Source organism: Fibrobacter sp., assembly GCA_012523595.1.
Lineage (GTDB): Bacteria > Fibrobacterota > Chitinivibrionia > Chitinivibrionales > Chitinispirillaceae > JAAYIG01.
Map to the genome: position 1 here is coordinate 1 of JAAYIG010000196.1, position 17,660 is coordinate 17,660.

At 45.4% G+C, this 17,660-nt stretch carries 16 protein-coding genes; 14 read left to right on the forward strand and 2 right to left on the reverse strand.

The window, feature by feature from the left end; all coding sequences use genetic code 11:
• Positions 1-341 precede the first annotated feature (341 nt).
• From GX089_12890 to GX089_12925, 8 genes are all read left to right on the forward strand, one after another.
• Positions 342-1,325 (forward strand): DUF3393 domain-containing protein, encoded by a 984-nt coding sequence (locus GX089_12890; GenBank protein NLP03386.1) that lies wholly within the window; start codon positions 342-344, stop codon positions 1,323-1,325.
• Between the two features lie 10 nt (positions 1,326-1,335).
• Complete coding sequence (locus GX089_12895) at positions 1,336-1,878, forward strand: hypothetical protein (protein NLP03387.1); 543 nt, start codon at positions 1,336-1,338, stop codon at positions 1,876-1,878.
• A gap of 133 nt (positions 1,879-2,011) precedes the next feature.
• Positions 2,012-4,681 (forward strand): hypothetical protein, encoded by a 2,670-nt coding sequence (locus GX089_12900; GenBank protein NLP03388.1) that lies wholly within the window; start codon positions 2,012-2,014, stop codon positions 4,679-4,681.
• Positions 4,675-6,168, forward strand: coding sequence for a DUF4384 domain-containing protein (locus tag GX089_12905; GenBank protein NLP03389.1), 1,494 nt, complete (start codon positions 4,675-4,677; stop codon positions 6,166-6,168). Before GX089_12900 ends, GX089_12905 begins: the two co-directional genes overlap by 7 nt.
• A 102-nt stretch (positions 6,169-6,270) precedes the next feature.
• Positions 6,271-6,930 (forward strand): DUF3047 domain-containing protein, encoded by a 660-nt coding sequence (locus tag GX089_12910; protein ID NLP03390.1) that lies wholly within the window; start codon positions 6,271-6,273, stop codon positions 6,928-6,930.
• The gene (locus GX089_12915) at positions 6,930-7,949 is read left to right on the forward strand and encodes a flippase-like domain-containing protein (protein NLP03391.1); all 1,020 of its coding nucleotides are present in this window, start codon (positions 6,930-6,932) and stop codon (positions 7,947-7,949) included. Before GX089_12910 ends, GX089_12915 begins: the two co-directional genes overlap by 1 nt.
• Positions 7,946-9,130, forward strand: coding sequence for a glycosyltransferase family 4 protein (locus tag GX089_12920; protein ID NLP03392.1), 1,185 nt, complete (start codon positions 7,946-7,948; stop codon positions 9,128-9,130). Before GX089_12915 ends, GX089_12920 begins: the two co-directional genes overlap by 4 nt.
• The gene (locus GX089_12925; GenBank protein NLP03393.1) at positions 9,111-9,941 is read left to right on the forward strand and encodes a hypothetical protein; all 831 of its coding nucleotides are present in this window, start codon (positions 9,111-9,113) and stop codon (positions 9,939-9,941) included. Before GX089_12920 ends, GX089_12925 begins: the two co-directional genes overlap by 20 nt.
• 83 nt (positions 9,942-10,024) lie before the next feature.
• Here GX089_12925 and GX089_12930 read toward each other — a convergent pair whose 3' ends face one another.
• Positions 10,025-10,756, reverse strand: a complete 732-nt coding sequence (locus tag GX089_12930) for a metallophosphoesterase (protein ID NLP03394.1) — start codon at positions 10,754-10,756, stop codon at positions 10,025-10,027.
• Positions 10,757-11,022: 266 nt separating this feature from the next.
• Here GX089_12930 and GX089_12935 point away from each other — a divergent pair, with 266 nt between their 5' ends.
• Positions 11,023-12,210, forward strand: coding sequence for a VanZ family protein (locus GX089_12935; GenBank protein NLP03395.1), 1,188 nt, complete (start codon positions 11,023-11,025; stop codon positions 12,208-12,210).
• Between the two features lie 287 nt (positions 12,211-12,497).
• Here the strand turns inward: GX089_12935 and GX089_12940 are convergent, their stop codons facing one another.
• Positions 12,498-13,043 (reverse strand): hypothetical protein, encoded by a 546-nt coding sequence (locus GX089_12940; protein NLP03396.1) that lies wholly within the window; start codon positions 13,041-13,043, stop codon positions 12,498-12,500.
• A gap of 237 nt (positions 13,044-13,280) precedes the next feature.
• Here GX089_12940 and flgF point away from each other — a divergent pair, with 237 nt between their 5' ends.
• The 5 genes from flgF (at position 13,281) to GX089_12965 (ending at position 17,614) form a co-directional block, all read left to right on the forward strand.
• The gene (flgF, locus tag GX089_12945; protein ID NLP03397.1) at positions 13,281-14,015 is read left to right on the forward strand and encodes a flagellar basal-body rod protein FlgF; all 735 of its coding nucleotides are present in this window, start codon (positions 13,281-13,283) and stop codon (positions 14,013-14,015) included.
• Positions 14,016-14,041: 26 nt separating this feature from the next.
• Entirely contained in the window at positions 14,042-14,830 is a 789-nt protein-coding gene (gene flgG / locus GX089_12950) for a flagellar basal-body rod protein FlgG (GenBank protein ID NLP03398.1), read from the forward strand.
• Between the two features lie 2 nt (positions 14,831-14,832).
• Entirely contained in the window at positions 14,833-15,843 is a 1,011-nt protein-coding gene (gene flgA / locus GX089_12955) for a flagellar basal body P-ring formation protein FlgA (GenBank protein ID NLP03399.1), read from the forward strand.
• The gene (locus GX089_12960; GenBank protein NLP03400.1) at positions 15,840-16,409 is read left to right on the forward strand and encodes a flagellar basal body L-ring protein FlgH; all 570 of its coding nucleotides are present in this window, start codon (positions 15,840-15,842) and stop codon (positions 16,407-16,409) included. The genes flgA and GX089_12960 overlap by 4 nt, the downstream gene beginning before the upstream one ends.
• A 74-nt stretch (positions 16,410-16,483) precedes the next feature.
• Positions 16,484-17,614, forward strand: coding sequence for a flagellar basal body P-ring protein FlgI (locus GX089_12965; protein ID NLP03401.1), 1,131 nt, complete (start codon positions 16,484-16,486; stop codon positions 17,612-17,614).
• Positions 17,615-17,660 lie beyond the last annotated feature (46 nt).

Consider the following 17,660-nt stretch of genomic DNA (forward strand, 5'->3'; position numbering starts at 1 on the left):
CTGGGCATATTAGTTCCTCCGTTAGGGTTTAGGGGGAATAATGCTGCAAAATTTGTACCATGTGGGCTAGGGGACAGACTGTTTTTATTCTGTTAGGGTAACATTAGTAAAAAAGTAGTCTGTCCCCCAAAAGAGAAAAAAAGTAGTCCGTCCCCGGCCTTGGCGCAATTCTTGCGCCCCAATTCCCCCCAGAGGCAAACGTGCAAACAACCCGATGCATCCTAATACTATCCCTTTCTCTCCCCTTCGGTGCAACGGGATACTCTGATATCGACTCGTTCATTAATGAACAGAAAATATCCAATAAAAAAGAAAACGATGCTTTGCGGGAATTCACTATCATGAATCAGCAAGAGTACAGAAAATGGAAAAACCTGCAGGAGAAAAATTACCAGGAGTTTAAAGATGACATAGAACAGAGGTGGGGAGAGTTTATTGAGTCCTCAAGAAAATGCTGGGTTCACTATGGTAAAGACAGGAATTCCAGGGGGATAGTTGACTTCGAACGGGGTGTAGTAAAAGTGGAGGTCCTGGGAAGAGAGGAGGATGCACTCAATGTGCTTTCGTCAAAGTTATCCTCAGCTGTCAAAGATATAATCACCTGGAAAGCTGAAGTCCAGGAGGACTCCACCCGGAGAGAACCTCTTCTGCATGAACTGATTCCTCTCTCCGGTAAAGAGTGTGACTCTTCTGTCGATCGCTTTGCAGACATCGTCACCCAGAAAGCAGATCTCATGATTACACCCCAGAGAAAAAAGATCTCAGTGCAGTTTGAGCTTGTTCCTGATCATGTACGCAGAAGAGCAAGGCGATACTTTCCCTTAATCGAAAAATACTGCTCAAAGTATAATCTTTCCATTTCCCACGTGATGGCTACTGTTCACACCGAGTCTCTCTTTAATCCTCTGGCGCGCTCATCGAGCAATGCTCTGGGGCTTATGCAGCTTGTACCGGAAACGGGGGGTAAAGATGCATTCGAGTTTGTTTATAAAAAAGAGGGAATCCCGTCACCGGATATCCTCTACGATCCTGAAAAAAACCTGGAGCTGGGCTGTGCTTATATTTATCTGTTGAAAAGCCGTCACTTCGGTGGTGTAATAGATACCACCAACAATCTCTACTGCTCCATTGCAGGCTTTAATACCGGACCCGGTAACGTGGCATGGGCCTTTACAGGGAAAAGAGAGCTCGAGAGTGCCGTTAAAATCATAAACAGCTTTAAGAGTCCCGACATTGTCTATGCCCATCTGATAAACAATCTTCCCAGCTATGAAACGAGGGCATATCTTAAAAAGGTAGTGGATCTCATGAGAATATATAAATAACGGAGGAATTATGATCCGGTTAGTGGTCTTGTTTTTCCTGGCTGCAGTTTTAATGAACGGATGTACTCAAAGTAGCAGAAAGGGTTATTCCGATCCTGTTCCCGATGAGATCCAGCGGCTTATCAACGGTAAATACTCCAATTCGCTTTACGCAGTGGGAATATCGACAGGTCCCGATGAATCCATTGCTATCAATAAAGCCACTCTGCAGGCACGTGCCGAACTCTCCCGGGAGTTTAAAAGCCAGATCGAGGTGCTTCAGAAGGACTACCAGGAGGCGCTTCAGGGCCAGGCATCTGGAGAGTATAACCAGGTTATGGAAATTTTCTCTACACTTGAGATCAGTGGCTCAAAAATTGCCAAATCGATGGTCAGGCAGGAGAAGCAGGATCTCTATTCTGCCAAGGTACTGGTTGTTGTTTCGGCTGAGCAGCTTAAGGACATTATCGATCAGAAGTTAAGAGACTATACCTCCTTCAAGGCAACACGAGCCTACAGGGAACTTGAGAGGAGGGTGGAGAAAGAAAACAGAAGAAATACCGATGTACCTTAACACATTGAGCCACTTTTTCTGTACCCCTTTGTGGTTTATTCAGCTTCAGACAGCGTGATTCCTCAGGTACGATCTTTGCGATTATACATTTTACAAAATAGAATTGATAGCTTCGCAAAAGAGTTTTCTCCTTATGCAGGTTTTCAGGTATGCTTTTCTCTGTTTTCTTCTTTGCTGGAGTGTTCTCCCTAATCCAGTCCTGAAACTGAATATCCCCGCTCACAGAGGATCAGTTACCCGTTTAGGGGTGTCATCACAGACCGGGATGATACTTTCCGGTTCACCGGATGGAACAGTTTGTCTCTGGGACAGTATTGGAAATCATGTTAAATCATTTTTTCCACCTCTTTTTGCTCCCGGTAAAATGCTTTACTCCTGTACTATCTCTCCCGATGGCTTGATTGGTGCAGTGGCTTTGAGCGGGCCGAAACCGGAAGTGGCCTGGAGTACTTTGGAACTCTTTACTGTCGCAAGCGGGAAATCTCTGTGGAGAACTGAGCTTCCGGGAGTGGTATGTGATCTGGAGTTCTCACCGGATGGAAGACTTCTCGCAGCAGGTATGGGAAACGGGGGCGGGATAGCGGTTTTTAATACCGGTTCTGGTGCTGAAATAAAGCGTCTGTCCGGGTTCAGCGGAAGTGTTTTCAGTCTCGATTTCAGTGTATCCGGAAAGATCGTGGCTGCATGGTCAACAGGAGAAATTGTTGTTTACAATGGTGAATATATGGAAGAGGGGATATACTATTCTGCCCCGGGTAAGGTCCCCTGTTCCGTGGCATTTTCACCCGATGCAGCTCTTATCGGCGTTGGATATGAAGGAAGAGGCGGGATAGTGGTTCTGGATGCATTTACAATGGAAATTAAAGATTCGATTCAACTTACAGGAACTGTGGTTCTGGACTGGGAAGAAGACACAGAACTGAAGGCGTTTTGCTCGGGTGCTCACTCTTATATGATAACATGGTCAGAGGAGAGTAAGTGGAAAAGTCAACATGTAAGGGAGATTTCTGCTTACGATTTGAAGTTATCCGGTAACGGGTCAATAGTTGCAGGGGGTAGAAAGGGAATTGTCGGGTATGACAATGAGGGAAAAGAGCTGTTTTTCATCGATAATATCATCCTTGACTTTTCCGGCCTTGTTCCTGGTTCCTTTGCTTTAAGTTGTGATGATTCCAGGATCACACTGGAGTTTAAGGGCTTGCCGCCTCTTCTTTTTTCAATTGTGGAGGGGGTTCTTATCAGAGCTGATTTTCTTGAAAGGGAAAAGAGAAGAAACAGACGGGAAATAATGGTGCCCTTGAATTTACAGAAGAAGGGGAAGATCTTTTCTTCTGTAGAAGCGGATTCACTTATTCTTGTAGGGATCGGAAATACTCTTTACTGCTGTAATGAGAGAGGAAAAATATTATGGAATCTTCCTTTGGGTTGTCCGGTCTTGGCTCTTGCGGCCGGGAAGGAGGCGTGTGCGGCTGCGCTGGCTGATGGGACTATCCGCTGGATTGATTTAAAGAGTGGAATGGAGAGGCTTTCTCTTTTTATCCGGAAAGATTTCCGGGAATGGGCAATGTGGACACCTGAGGGGCGCTGGGTGACATCGGAGGGTGGAGAAAATCTCCTCTGCTGGGCATTCAGGGGTGAGTTTTCTTTTCAGGAGAGAGTGCTTGGTGTAGAGAAGATAAACAGAGACAAACAGGGAATTTTATCGGTTGAAAAATCGAAAAAAGCAAATATACGCATATTAAGTCCTGCTGATTGTGACACTATACGGGATACCATTGCTGTTCTTGCCCTTAGAAGTGAGGATACTGGTACTGGTCCGGTTACTTCCATAAGTGTGGAAGTAAATGGTATTTCCCGTCCGACAATATTCAGGGGAATTCTTCCCAGGAAAGAGAGATCTGTAAGATATGTCCACGTACAACTTGATCCAGGATACAATTTCATTTTAGTCAGGGCTTTTACAGGGGGCAGAGAGGTATGGACTGGTAATCTGTCTCTTTTCAGTTATCTGCGGGAAAGTACAGGGAAAGAGTGGAAAAAGCCGCGTCTTCATGCACTCCTTGTGGGTGTTTCAAATTATCGCGATCCGGCGCTTTGCCTTTTGTATGCATCTAAGGATGCTGTCGATATGTCAATGGAGCTTTTCAGGCAGAAAGGAGGGCTTTACCGTGATGTAAATATAAAGGTGCTCTCCGACAGCTCTGCCACAAGAGAATCGATTATAGAAGGATTTCAGAAACTGAGCAGAGAGGCGGAGCCTTCTGATGTAACCATGATTTTTCTGGCAGGTCATGGTTTTTATGGTCAGGATCGCAGGGCATATTTCGTACCATTCGATGGTGATACATCAAGGCTGCGCCGCACATGTATTCCCTTCTCTGAACTGAAGCACTGCAGTGAAAAGATCGGTGGAAAAAAGCTTCTGTTTCTCGATGCCTGTTATTCCGGTGCTGTGATTCCCGGGGCCAGAGCTTTACCCATCGATATTAGACAGGCTTCAGATGAGCTTTTCTCTGCCAGACCCGGCATATACATTTTCAGTTCATCGACTGCTTCACAGATCTCCAGAGAGGACCCATTATGGAAAAACGGAGCATTCTCCAGGGCTCTTCTTGAGGCTCTGAGAGGGAAAGCAGATTACAACCGTAACGGGATTATAAGTGCAGGGATGATAGAACTCTATGTAAGCGGTCGAGTGAAAGAATTGACCGGTGGGAAACAGACCCCGCTTGCCTGCAAGTCTCCCGGGATGTCTGATTTCCCGTTTGCAGTCACAAACAGCAGGGGTACAGGGATATGGTGAAGTGGAAGGCTTTCTGGGTAATCCTGATGCAGGTTTACTGCTGTTATGCTGTCGGGGTTCCTGAGTGGGTGAGGAGGTCGGGGGAGAGTGCAGAGTTTCCTGAGGAGAGGTTTGTGACAGGATTTGGCATATCTGATGTAAAGGGTGATCCTGGAAGGGCTTTTGAGGCTGCGAGGCGAATGTCTCAGATAGCAATTCTCGAAAAAACAAGTGTAAAGATCAATTCCTTCCAGAAGCTTGTGGTGAAAGAGATTTCAGGAGAGAGCAGAAACGGGTATCTGTCTGTGAGCAGTGTTGGAGGAGTGCTTGAGGTTTCAGGGTTGCAGACCCGTTATTACCATGATGTTAATGCCGGGAGGGTGATGGCGTTTTCCTGGGTAGAGAGGGAGCATCTTAAGAAGACAAATGAGATTTTTCTGCGCAGGGGTCTTAATAGACTCTCTTCAAATCTGAAGACTGCCCGAAAAGTCTTACAGATGGGGAAAAATAGCGAAGCTGCACGGCTGTATTCAGACTGTGAAAAACTGGTTGACACTCTTCAGACCCGGAAATTTTTGCTTTATCTGTGGGGTGTGAAGAGTGCTCTTTCAGACAGTGCTCTGATCGTATCTGCAAAAGATGAAGTGCAGAGTTTTTTTGAACAGTCTCCGGAAAACCTGGAGATGCTTTCCTGGAAACTTGTAAGAGATCTGAGAAGCAGGGTTGAGATTGCGGGAAAGGTGATGGTGTTTTCCGATGGTAGGGCCGGGTGCACTTTACCGGGGGAAAATCTGGCGAAAAGTATCAGGGAGAGACTTCTTTACGGGGGAGTGATGGTTTCTGCCGGAGCAGGTGAAGATGTCTGCGTGTCTGGTATTGACGAAGTGACAATAAGAGGAAGGCAGACCGGTGCTGAGATGGCGGTTCTCTGCTCGTGTATCGATAAAGGAGAGGGTATCAGTTGCAGGGCAGAAGTCATAGATCTGAATGACAATGGTGTGGTTGCTTCGGTGGAAGCATTGATAAAGCGTGATCTGCTTGTCAGGAGAGACTTTGATGAATCTGGAGAAAAGCTGGAACTATTATTCTGGACAGACAGGGGTAAGGGAGACCTGGTGCTTAGGGGTGGAGAGGAGTTGTCGGCATTTGTGAGGGTTAACAGACCCTGTTATCTGCTTTTTTTGCAGACTCTCTCAGATGGAACTGTGGTGATTCCGGATCTGATCTACCAGAATTATTACCTCGATGTATCGAGGGTGGGTAAGACTGTGCAGTTTCCCGATATTTTCACAGTCCAGCCTCCCTTCGGCAGTGAAATTCTTGAAGTGTTTATCTCTGATCGTCCTTTTCCTCCGATGCAGATCGGGTATCGTTTCATCGAGAACCAGAGGTATCTCACGGTTGAGGGGTACAAGCCGGAATACAGGGGGAGAGGGATAGGTGCAGAGAGGGGCAGGGTGTTGATCAGCAGAAGGATAAACCTGAAGACTGTAAAGGGAAACAGTTGACTTCTCTGCCTGGCATGCCTGTTGCTCTCCCAAGAGAAGACAGTGGCAGTATATCAAGTAAGGCTTTTTCCTCTTTTTCTAAATGGTTCGGGAAGGTTGGGAATGAGATCTGTATTGTTGATCCTTTTATGTCTGCTGGTATCGTTCAGGGTGATGGGTGAAGAGGTCAGGGATGTATTTGTTATCGATACTTTTTCTGGTTGTATCTCCCAAAAAAACGGGCTTCCTTGCGGCTGGTATCCGACCCAGAGGACGGTAGAGATGTTTTCGGTGCAGAAATCCGACGGGAATCATTATGTAAAGATCAGGACAAAGGGAGGAAACACCACTATTGGATGTAAATTCAGGGGTGATATTTCGGAATATCCGTTTCTCTGCTGGAAATGGAGAATTCATCGGCTGCCTTCGGGTGCAAGGGAGGATGTAAAAGGGATCTCGGACAGTGGGGCGGGGGTATATGTGATTTTCAGGGGCACTTTACGTTTAAACAGAATAATCAAATATGTCTGGAGCAGTTCTCTTCCGGAGGGAACGGTTACAGAAAGCCCGTTTAATGGCAGGGCGAAGATCAAGGTGCTGCGCAGTGGAGAGGGTCTGCTGGGGAGCTGGGTTAACGAGAAGGTAAATGTGAAAGAGGATTACATCAAATTATTCGGATCTGAACCACCAGATGTGGAGGCTATAGCGATAATGTCTGATGCGGACAATACCCGCTCGTTTGTGGAAGCTGACTATGATGATTTCTGGATAAGCAGATTCTGATGAAATATCCGGTAAAGATAATTGCGGGGATTCTGGGGATTGGTGCGGCGATTGCCTGGTCAGTTAAGGGGGTTGATTTCGGTGAGGTAGCTCTTATTCTCAGTAGAATTGATCTATTGATGACATTGGGGGTTTTGGTGCTTACAACGCTTAACCTGCTTGTCAGGGCCTATGTCTGGAAATTTATCGTGAACCCGATCAAGCCGGTTCCAATCGGGCATGCTTTTTCCAGCTATCTCATTGGGGTTTTCTCCAATCTTTTTCTTCCTTTTAAGCTTGGTGATGTGGCTCAGGGGTATTCTCTCGGCAGGAGAGAGGATGTGAGTAAGATCTCTGCAGTTTCAGCAGTGCTTATTCAGAGAGTTTTTGAGGTTACAAGTCTGTTGCTTATCATGGCTGGCATGGCCATGTTTATCTCTCTACCTCTTCTATTCCAGAGGCGTACAGTGGCTTTAGGGCTTCTGATCATGATGGCTGTGGCGGGTCTATTTATCATGTTCCGAAAAAGAGATGTAGTGCTGTCCTCATTGGAAACGGTTCTGAGAAGAATTTCTCCTGAATTTGCAAATTCTATAAGCCGGGCATTTGATCGTTTCCTGGCAGGTACAAAAGCCCTGCACAATGTTTCTGATGTTGTCAAGATTCTGTCTTTATCATTTCTTTCCTGGGTTGTGCAGATTGTGATGGTGCGTCTTACTGCCGCGGCTTTGGGCATAAAGATCGATATGGCTGCCTCAGGCATTGTTCTACTGATAATCAACCTGGGAATAACTATCCCCCTTGCACCTGGGAATATTGGTACCTTTCAGGTTTTCAGCATACTGGCATTATCCCTTTTTTCTATTGCAAAGCCTGAGGCACTCACTTTTTCCATCATATTTCAGCTCATTCAGGGGGTTCCGGTAATAATCGGCGGTGGGTTCAGTCTGCTGCAGGAAGCGTTTTTCACAAGACGATCAAAGGTTATGCACGGAACAGAGGGAAAAAACGCACTTACAGGCAGGAATGCGATACTATGAAAATTGGAATTGTTTCCTCTTACTTTTATCCCTGGTATGGTGGTATCACAGAGCATGTTTACCATCAGTATAAAGAGTTGAAGGCGCGGGGGCATGAGGTAAAGCTGATCACGCCCTTTGATGGCAGCGGGGTTCTTCAGGACTGCAGGGACCTGATTCGTATCGGCAGGCCTGTTCCCCTGCTTCTGAACGGATCAGTTGTGAAGGTACCTGTTCTTACCAGGGGAAAAGAGACTGTAAACCGCATTCTTGCTGATGAGCAGTTCGATGTTGTGCATCTGCATCAACCCCTTTTCTGTGTTCTTGGATTGACTTTTCTCAGATGTATAATCAACCTTCGGAATGAAAACCGACCGGTACCTGCTGTAGTGGGTACTTTTCATGCCTGCGGTGGTGGTTCTGAAAGGTTTCTTGTCCACAGGCTTGGTTTCTTCTTCCGAAGGTTCTCCGATTGCTTTGACTATCGCATCGCTGTTTCTGCTGCATCCAAAGATTTTATCCAGCCGGTTCTTCCCGGCCCATTCGCTGTCATTCCAAATGGTGTCGATATAGAACGTTTTTCCACTGTTAAGGAGAAAATCGGCAGATTTGATGATGGAGTATTGAATATTCTCTTTGTGGGTCGTCTCGAGCCGCGAAAGGGGCTTACAAGACTTCTTAGGAGTATTCCCTATATACAGAATCATACTTCAAAAAAGTTTCGTCTGCTTGTGGTTGGCAACGGGGTGTTGACACCTTACTACAAGAGCAGGGTTCCGTCTGAAGCCATCGATAAAGTAATATTTACAGGAGAAGTATCGGTTGATGAGCTTCCCCGTTATTACAACACTGCTCATCTGTTCTGTTCTCCGGCTACATACGGTGAGAGTTTTGGTATTGTACTGGTTGAGGCTATGGCTGCGGGGCTTCCTGTAGTTGCGGGAAATAATGAGGGCTATAGCAGAATTGTGCGTCAGAATGTGAATGGTTTTCTGGTCAATTCTGAGTCTCCTCAGGAGATAGCGATCAATATCGCTAATTTGCTTGAGTCCGAGGATCTGCGCCGCAGGTTTTCTGAGAGAAACAGGTTCGAGGCCAGAAAATACTCATGGAACAGCATAGTTGACAAAATTGAAACAATTTACTCCGGAATAACCGGTCAGATCAGCCCGGAGAGATGCTATGATCGTCAGACAGGCTGAATATCTAAGCGGTGTGTTCAAGCTTCTGCTTCTCAAGCTGCTTGATTTTTCATCAGTGCTGCCGATTTCACTGCGTTATCTTTTGACCGATGCATTCTCTTTTGTGGCTTTTTCGTTTCTGGGAGCAAAACGTCGTGCTGTCAGGAAAAACCTGACTTTTATTCTTAACAGATCTCCATCATGGACTGAAGTGTTAAGAGTTTTTGCAGAGTACGGAAGGTACTGGGCGGAACTGCCGGTGATTGAGTCTTTCTGGATGGAGTCAAAAAAAGTAATCTGCGGCCCGGATTTTCCTCCCAGAGAAAAATGCTTTCTGGGTCTCACTTTTCATCTGGGAAACTTCGAAGTATTCGGCAATGCTCTTTTCCCCAGTCTGGGGGAGAATTTCAATGTGATTGCAGAGAGGCTCAGGCCGCAGTTTCTTGCTGATTACTTTTCATCCCGCAGGCGCCGTCATCACATTAACACTCTCCCGCATGATAATCCAAGGAAGATTCTGCAGGTGTTAAAAGAAGGAAAACCGCTGGGTGTGGTGTGTGACAGAAGTGTCGGGGCAGGGGGAAGAGGAATAAACACCTGGTTATTTGGAAGAAGGGTTTTTTTGCCTCTGAATCTGGTAGATTATGCTTTGCAAAAGAATATCCCTTTATATGTTGCATATTGTGTGAAAGATGATGGCTTGTTGAAACTTTTTTGTCGCAAAATTGAGGGGCATATGGGGTTTGATGATGTGGTAAAGATGATTTCATCAACACTTGAGAATGTCATCAGGTGTTATCCTTACCAGTGGCATGTTCTTTCGGGTTTATAACCTTCTCTTAATCGGCATCGGTATCGGTATCGAAAACAGAATCAGAAACGGAATCGATTCCGAGGCCGATACCGACCCCGAACTCAATAAGCTATCTCCCTGAACTCCGTTATGATTTTCTGGTCTCTTATCAATACCTGCAGATATCCTTTTCCCGGGTCATTACTGAAATTCTCAACATTAGGCATAAGACTCACATTTGTGAGGTAAGGAACACCATTTATGGAGTCGCTGAAGTGACCATGGTAGTGGCCTGATAAGAAACACAGAAGACTTCTGTTCTCCAGGGCAGAGAGGAAGTCTGCAGTTCCCTCAACAGAGAATTTTGGGGTGTTCGGATTGAGGGGAAAGTGAGTTATGATCACAATTGGAATCCTGGGGTCCACATCCTTTAATGATGAAGTAATCCATTCTATATGAGTGGAGTCGATTTTTACATGAGCCCTTCCGCAGTCACTGAGATCCAGCATCATGAAACAGACATTTTTATGAATAAACAAGTAGCTGGAGGCCATGTCACTGAATTTTGAGAGATAGTTCTTTTTCCCTTCATTGTTGCAATCGATATCATGGTTACCTGGAAGAAGCCGGAATTTTTTTCTGGATCTGCTCAGAAGAGAGTCCATTTTGCTGAACTCTTCCATCGTTCCATTACAGGTCAGATCTCCTGCAATAACAACAAAATCTGATTTCTCAGATTCGATCTGGCGCAAGGCTTTTGAAAACAGATCAGGGTCATTGGTGCTGCAGCCCAGATGAACATCATTACAGAAGGTAAAGCTGAATGACCTTGTAGCGGGGGAACAGTATATCAAGGAGAGCAGTAAGGAGAAGAACAGGCAATTAAGTTTCATTATAAGAAGGATTTAAAATGGAGACGCAGATCGATCTTTGAGACTTTTATCATCGTTTCTGTTGTGACCTCAGGATAAATAGTATTTGCACTGAAGACTCGACAAGTTTTCTGTTCAGGCTTATCTCTGCCTGGACCTGAATAATTTTTTGGGTTTATGGAATTTGACTGGGAGTGATCTATTTTAAGGTAAAAGGGTTTTTACAGCTGTATTTTAAGGCCAAATTGATGCTTTCGAAGACAGAAAACCACAGACCGCTGCTGACTCCTGAATCCCTGCTTTGGATCTTTATTCTGATCTACATTGGCGTGATTTACAGTACCATTTCGATTGTACCCAAGGTTCGAATTTCTTTGACTGAGCGGTTTGGTGGCGGTGTCTTCAATTATATATACCTGTTTCTGGCGCTGGGTGCAGGATGGGCTTTTTCTGTTATGGCAAGAAATTTCAGCGGAAAGAAGCTCACCTTTCGGCTGCTTACCCTGGCAGGTATACTGATTTCAACTGTTCTGTATCTTAACACATTGCCTTTTGCTGTTGAGAAGATCCACTTCATCGAGTATGGGTTTCTTGGAATTCTGTTGATGAGTGCGATAAGCATCCGTATCAGAAATCCGAGTGCCTATTTGCTGTCTGTATTGGTTGTGTACCTGGCAGGGCTTGGCGATGAGGCGATTCAGGGTCTGATTTCCAACAGGGTAGGAGAGATCAGGGACAGCCTCACTAATCTCTTTTCTGGTGGCCTTGGACTTTCACTTTACTGGGCTGTATCAGAAGGATTCCCCTCGTGGAAGATCTCAAGGCTCAATTGGAATCTGATTTTCTCCGGTCTGGTCATCTGCATTTTAAGCACTTCTGCTTTTCTGTATTTAATCCATGGGTTTGGTTTTCTTTATGAAACAGAATCCGGTCGTTTTTACACATCCTTGACTCAGGAGCAGATAGAAAAGGTGAACAGGGGCGAAGATGTTCCTCTGAGAGTTCGAAAGTACTATAATGATGAGGCAAGGAGACATCTGTTTCAGCGCGAATTCTACCTGACCAACGATTTTAAGGGTGAAAATGGAGAGTATTATCGGGACTACTCCAAGTCTGCTGGAGAGTGTCTGTTGCTGGAGACGTTCTATCCTGAGTTCCTCAAAGAAAACAGATCACACAGTTCCTCAGAGTTGATCCTGGGAATCGATAAAGAGGTTGCCCAAAAAGTTGTAAATATACCGGTGATGTGGCCTGATTCCTTAAGGAACTGGGTCCTGAATGCTGCCGGGAAATCCGATCCATATTTTACCTCCAGAGTGAAGAGTACCATGATAACCTCCTTTTCCAGATCCACATTATTGATCTTCACAGTTCTATCTCTTTTCTTAACTCTGGGTGGTTGGTTTCTTACACTCAAAAGAGTGAAACCGGAATAGAATCCGGGACAATCTGGTTCTGCATACTTTGCATTTATCAGGAAACTTTTTCTTTGCTTAATTTGAGTTAAAAATCAATCAGTTAGGTTGATGATATGCGAAATTTTCATCGATTGAAATGGAAAACCGCCATTTATTCAGGGTACAAATACGGGCACTGAATCATTAGAAAAACAAGAGGTTTTTGCTGTGTATCAGAGGCCGGAAAAACGTGAAAAGACGGGGTAGTACAGAGAGTGATAATGATAATTTTGAAATTGGCAATTAAGTCGTTGAAAATAGGTAAGTTATGCTAATTTTACCTTTTTTTGTACAGTATCTATGCAGTCGATGATCGTTTTCAGGTATAAAACGATCATTCCAATGGTGTCTTCCCGTAATTCAACTCCTTTTTCCGGTTCCTCCATCAGCTTTTCGATTATGAACCTGAGCAATTCTGATTGAGAATAGTTACCCATGATTTTTTCTACGGTATCCGTGAATTCGGATTCCGGTTCTCCTGCCAAGTATTCCATCATCTCAATGTTTTTCTTCTCCCACTTTTCAAGTAAATTACCTGAAATCCGGGGCAGAGATTTAGAGTCCTCAGCGATTTTCCAGATCATAACCCCCATGAAAAGCAGTGCTTCACGCTCATCCTCATTGAAAATGTCATTTCCGGATGCCATCAGGTAAGCCAGTAAATAGGGTTGTTTTTTACTGAGGGTATCTACCAGTGCGGGTATTTCTGAAGGGGGCATTGAACCCTGGTCATCCCATCTCTTTTTTAATTCCTCTAAACTTATCGCGCTCACGGGATTTTCCTTTACTTTTCCGGCTGTTTTCTTATCCAAAATATCATTATCCATTTATCTTTGCAATGATTACCGGAGGATTGTCAGTTAGCTTTAAATAAATGGATTCCGGGCAAAATCTTCCATGACAGGGGTAAAAAAGTAGCAGTTTTTTTTCTGAGGTTAATAGTGACTCATCTGTATTTAGCTGAATGACAAAGAGTTAGAAAAAAGGCATTTCTGGCATGAAATATGCATATCATTCCCGCCGGAGCATGTGTTTTTCAGGAGCGTTCTATGATACAAGGGATCTACACGGCATCGATGGGCATGGTGTCATTGATGCAGAAGCAGGACCAGGTTGCTAATAATCTGGCAAATATCAATACAACCGGGTACAAGCAGAGTGGTCTTTTCGTAAAGACCTATCAGAAATATCTCTCAAACGATCTTCTTCAGCCTTTTGCAAACCGGGAAATCAAAGCAGATGAGGTCTACATCGATCACTCCGAAGGTACGATGAGGCAGACCAATAATACTCTGGATCTGTTCATAAAGGGCTCCGGATTTTTCACCATTATGACCCCAGAGGGAGTTCAGTACACCAGAAATGGTAACTTCAGTCTCGATCCGGATGGTTTTATGGCTACTTCTGATGGATCCAGGGTTATGGGTACGGAAGGGTATATCAGAGTTGAGAGAAACCTGCCTGTCCATATATCGGAAAAAGGGGAAGTGATTCAGAACGGTGAGAGCAAGGGAGTCATAAAGATAGCGGATTTCCCCAGACCCTACAAGATGGAGCGTATGGGTGAGGGGCGGATGCGTCCGCTTTCGCCCAACAGCCCTGAAATTCAGAGTCCCGGTTACTCTCTAAGGCAGGGTTATCTTGAGAATTCTAATGTAGATATCATAAAAAACATGGTTCAGATGATCTCTGCGTACAGAAATTTTGAAGCGGATCAGAAGGCTCTCCATGCTCAGGATGAGACACTGGAGAAGGCAGTGAATCAGGTCGGTAGATTGTCCTGAACCAGTTTAATTTCAAGAGGTTACCTATGATCAGATGCATGATGACAGCGGCAACGGGGATGGAAGCGCAGCAACTTTACATGGATACAATTTCCCATAATCTATCTAACGTGAACACAAATGGTTACAAGAGATCAAGACTTGAGTTCCAGGATTTGATGTATCAGAGTATTCGCGAACCTGGTGTGAGAAATTTTGAAGGTGGAATGGCACCTGCGGGGATAGAGGTGGGGCTTGGTGTAAGATCTGCCGGCACACAGAGAGTTTTTGAGCAGGGATCTCTAAACGGAACAGAGAATCCGCTTGACTGGGCAATTCAGGGAGAAGGCTTCTTTCAAATCGAACTTCCTGATGGTGGGACTGCGTATACCCGCGATGGATCTTTTAAGCTCTCCAGTGATGGTACCATAGTAACATCTTCCGGCTTTTTTCTCTCTCCCGGGATCACTGTTCCCGAGGGAGCGACTAACCTCAGCGTTTCCCAGGATGGCAGAATCTCGGTTGTACTCCAGGGTGAAGTTAATCATACCGAGATCGGGCAGCTGGAGCTGGTTCGTTTCATAAACCCCTCAGGACTGAAATCACTTGGAGGAAATCTCTATATAGAAACAGATGCCAGTGGTGAGCCGATAGTAAGTCTACCCGGGGAAGAGGGTACTGGAACTATTGCTCAAAACTATGTAGAGGCATCAAATGTGAAAATCGTTGATGAAATGGTCAATATGATTACAGCCCAGCGTGCTTTTGAGATTGTTTCCAAGGCGATTACAGTTGCTGAAGATATGATGCAGGTAGCTAATAACCTCAAGAGATAAGAATGAATTTACTGGCCGGCAGAAAACCTTCTTTTTTTTCTGGTAAGATTCTTCTGATGGCTTGCCTGTCTCTGGCTGCGGTTCAGAGTGGGGCTGTTGCTTCTGTAGTAAACCTCTCTTTTTCTGATTCGGTTTTGGTGAATGATACTCTGATCCGTCTTGATGATATAGCCGATATCACATCCCCTGACAGCAAGTTGAATGATCGGATCCGCAAATACCCGGTTGGGGGAGCTGCTCCTGCGGGTTATTCAAGGTTGGTCAACACAGAGGATCTGGTAAATTACAGGCTCAGATCTGAGTTTCAAGGGGTGGACTTCCGGGTTTCCGGGAACCGAAGAATAGTGGTGCGTACCGATTTTGTCGAAAACAGGATCGGGGAGTTTTCCGAGGCCATAAAAAGCTATCTGGACAGTGTCTTGATGTGGCCGGAAGGCTGCTGGAGCTTTGAGATAGAAAACCCGGAAGTCTCCTGGAAAACCCTGAGAAAACCAAAAAAAGTCTTTCTGAGTGGTCTTGAAAACGGATATTCCAAAGGGAGTACTCAACTGCAGTTAACCTCTGAGCAGGGGGGGCAGAGAAGCAAGATCAAAATCACATGCAAAATCAGAGTAAGTGTTCCTGTTCTGGTTTCCTCAGTTGAAATATCCCGCAGACAGGAACTCTCTGTTGAAAACTGTGAACTGAAAAATGTTGATATTACACGTTTTGCGCCGGTACCCTTTAGTTCTCCTGATCAGCTTAAGGGAATGCGTGCGGCCAGAACGATTGCTCCTGGAACTATCATCCACAACCGCCTGGTACAATCAATTCCGGTGGTAGAGAAGGGTGATCAGGTCCAGATTATGTATGACAAGGGTAGAGTGCGATTGTCGGTCATGGGAGTCGCGAGGGAACCTGGAGGGATTGGAGAGAGGATCTGGGTTGAGAACGCGGCTACCAATAAACTGATCAGAGTAGTGATCAGGGGCAAAGGAAAAGTCAGTATACCACAAGGAGGCGATCTAATATGATCCGGAAGATGATTAAAGTTGCGTTATTTTTAACTGTGGTAATGAGTTACGCAGTATATGCTGCTCCAATTCAAAACCTTTACTCAGATCAGCGTGCAATGAAAGTGGATGACTTACTGACCATTCTGATTGTGGAATCTGCTAAGGCTGGAAGTGAGAGTAAAACTGAAACCAGCAAACAGAATGAAGTTGGAGCGCAGGGAAGCGGAACAGGTGCTCTCAGTTTTATTCCGAATGTGGGGATGTCTGGAGGGACGAGGGTAGGGTTTGATGGTCGTGGTGGGACATCAAGGGCGGGGACGCTGGAGGCTACAATTTCCGCCAGAGTTCTCAAGGTCATGGACAATGGTAATCTGGTCATTGAAGGCAGCAAAGTAGTTGAGATCAATGATGAAAAAGAGATTATCAAGATCAACGGCATAGTCAGACCTCAGGATATTTTGCAGAACAATATAGTTTACTCATCCAGCATAGCTGATGCACAGATTACCTATGCCGGAAAAGGTGAGGCAAACACAGGGAGAAGACCTGGACTGATCGCGAGGTTTCTGAACTGGATCTTTTAGTAGACTGTTACGGAATTCAGAATTAAAGGATTGCATCGAGTAAACGGGGAAGCATCATAAACAAGGAAGGCAGTATGAGAAGAGCATTGGGCGTTTTACTGATTCTGGCGGCAGTGAGTTCATTGAGTGCACAGCAGGCGGTTCGGGTCAAGGATGTCGCATCATTGACCGGACTTGAGGATATTCAGTTGTTTGGTTACGGTTTAGTGGTAGGTTTGGCAGGGACAGGGGACCGCAATCAGACAATTTTTACTGAGCAAACAATCAGTAACATGTTGAAAAACATGGGGATAGAGCTTCCTGAGAAGCACATGAGGGTACGTAATGTGGCAGCAGTAATGGTGACAGGAACGTTGACTCCCTTTAAGCGCAAAGGGACTCGCTTTGACATAACGGTTTCATCGATGGGTGATGCCACGAGCCTTGAAGGTGGAACATTGATACTTACCCCAATACAGGGCCCGGACGGGCAGATTTACGCTTCGGCTCAGGGGCCGCTGGCAACCGGCGGGTATGATATACGGGACCGTGGGCTGACCCATATCAAAAAGAATCATGTACTTGTGGGCAGAATACCGGGTGGAGCAATAGTTCAGAGGGAGTATGTGTTTAATGCCTTGGATGGGAGGGATCTGTCGCTGTCGTTGTCAAATCCGGATTTCACATCTGCATTATCTCTTGCACAGACGATTAACCGCGAGTTCAACAGAACATCGAATCTTCCGCTTGCCAGGGCGGTTGATGCGGCTACGGTTTTACTTGATTACAGGCTCTTAACTCAGGATTCGATAAGGAATTACATCGATGTGGTTGAATTTATCTCACGGGTGGAGAATCTCTCATTTGAGGTTGCCAAGGCAGCAAGAGTGGTAATAAATGAACGCACCGGAACTATTGTGGCTGGTGGGGAAGTGAAGATATCTGAGGTGGCGGTGACCCATGGCGGAGTAAAAGTGGAAGTGGTCAATATCCCGGAAGTAATCCAGCCGCGGCCATTCAGTATGGGTCAGACTGTAGAGGTTCCTAATCCGGAAGTTGTTGTGGAAGAAAAAGATATGGAGATGGTTGTACTGGATGGAACAACAACGGTTTCTGACTTGGCGCAGGCTCTGAATTCTCTCGGTGTGTCATCCAGGGATGTTATCTCGATTCTGCAGGCAATCAAAGAAGCTGGTGCTCTTCATGCACAACTCGTGATTTTATAGTAATTTGCTCCAATGCTCCTGAAGGCGGAATTGCCAGTAACTGTGG

Excerpts from the sequence above, each read along its gene's own strand:
- GX089_12900 (NLP03388.1), top strand. The coding sequence starts at position 2,012 with ATGCAGGTTTTCAGGTATGCTTTTCTCTGTTTTCTTCTTTGCTGGAGT.
- GX089_12910 (NLP03390.1), top strand. The coding sequence starts at position 6,271 with ATGAGATCTGTATTGTTGATCCTTTTATGTCTGCTGGTATCGTTCAGG.
- GX089_12890 (NLP03386.1), top strand. The coding sequence starts at position 342 with ATGAATCAGCAAGAGTACAGAAAATGGAAAAACCTGCAGGAGAAAAAT.
- GX089_12960 (NLP03400.1), top strand. The coding sequence starts at position 15,840 with ATGATCCGGAAGATGATTAAAGTTGCGTTATTTTTAACTGTGGTAATG.
- GX089_12925 (NLP03393.1), top strand. The coding sequence starts at position 9,111 with ATGATCGTCAGACAGGCTGAATATCTAAGCGGTGTGTTCAAGCTTCTG.
- flgG (NLP03398.1), top strand. The coding sequence starts at position 14,042 with ATGATCAGATGCATGATGACAGCGGCAACGGGGATGGAAGCGCAGCAA.
- GX089_12965 (NLP03401.1), top strand. The coding sequence starts at position 16,484 with ATGAGAAGAGCATTGGGCGTTTTACTGATTCTGGCGGCAGTGAGTTCA.
- GX089_12895 (NLP03387.1), top strand. The coding sequence starts at position 1,336 with ATGATCCGGTTAGTGGTCTTGTTTTTCCTGGCTGCAGTTTTAATGAAC.
- GX089_12905 (NLP03389.1), top strand. The coding sequence starts at position 4,675 with ATGGTGAAGTGGAAGGCTTTCTGGGTAATCCTGATGCAGGTTTACTGC.
- GX089_12920 (NLP03392.1), top strand. The coding sequence starts at position 7,946 with ATGAAAATTGGAATTGTTTCCTCTTACTTTTATCCCTGGTATGGTGGT.
- flgF (NLP03397.1), top strand. The coding sequence starts at position 13,281 with ATGATACAAGGGATCTACACGGCATCGATGGGCATGGTGTCATTGATG.
- GX089_12915 (NLP03391.1), top strand. The coding sequence starts at position 6,930 with ATGAAATATCCGGTAAAGATAATTGCGGGGATTCTGGGGATTGGTGCG.
- flgA (NLP03399.1), top strand. The coding sequence starts at position 14,833 with ATGAATTTACTGGCCGGCAGAAAACCTTCTTTTTTTTCTGGTAAGATT.
- GX089_12935 (NLP03395.1), top strand. The coding sequence starts at position 11,023 with ATGCTTTCGAAGACAGAAAACCACAGACCGCTGCTGACTCCTGAATCC.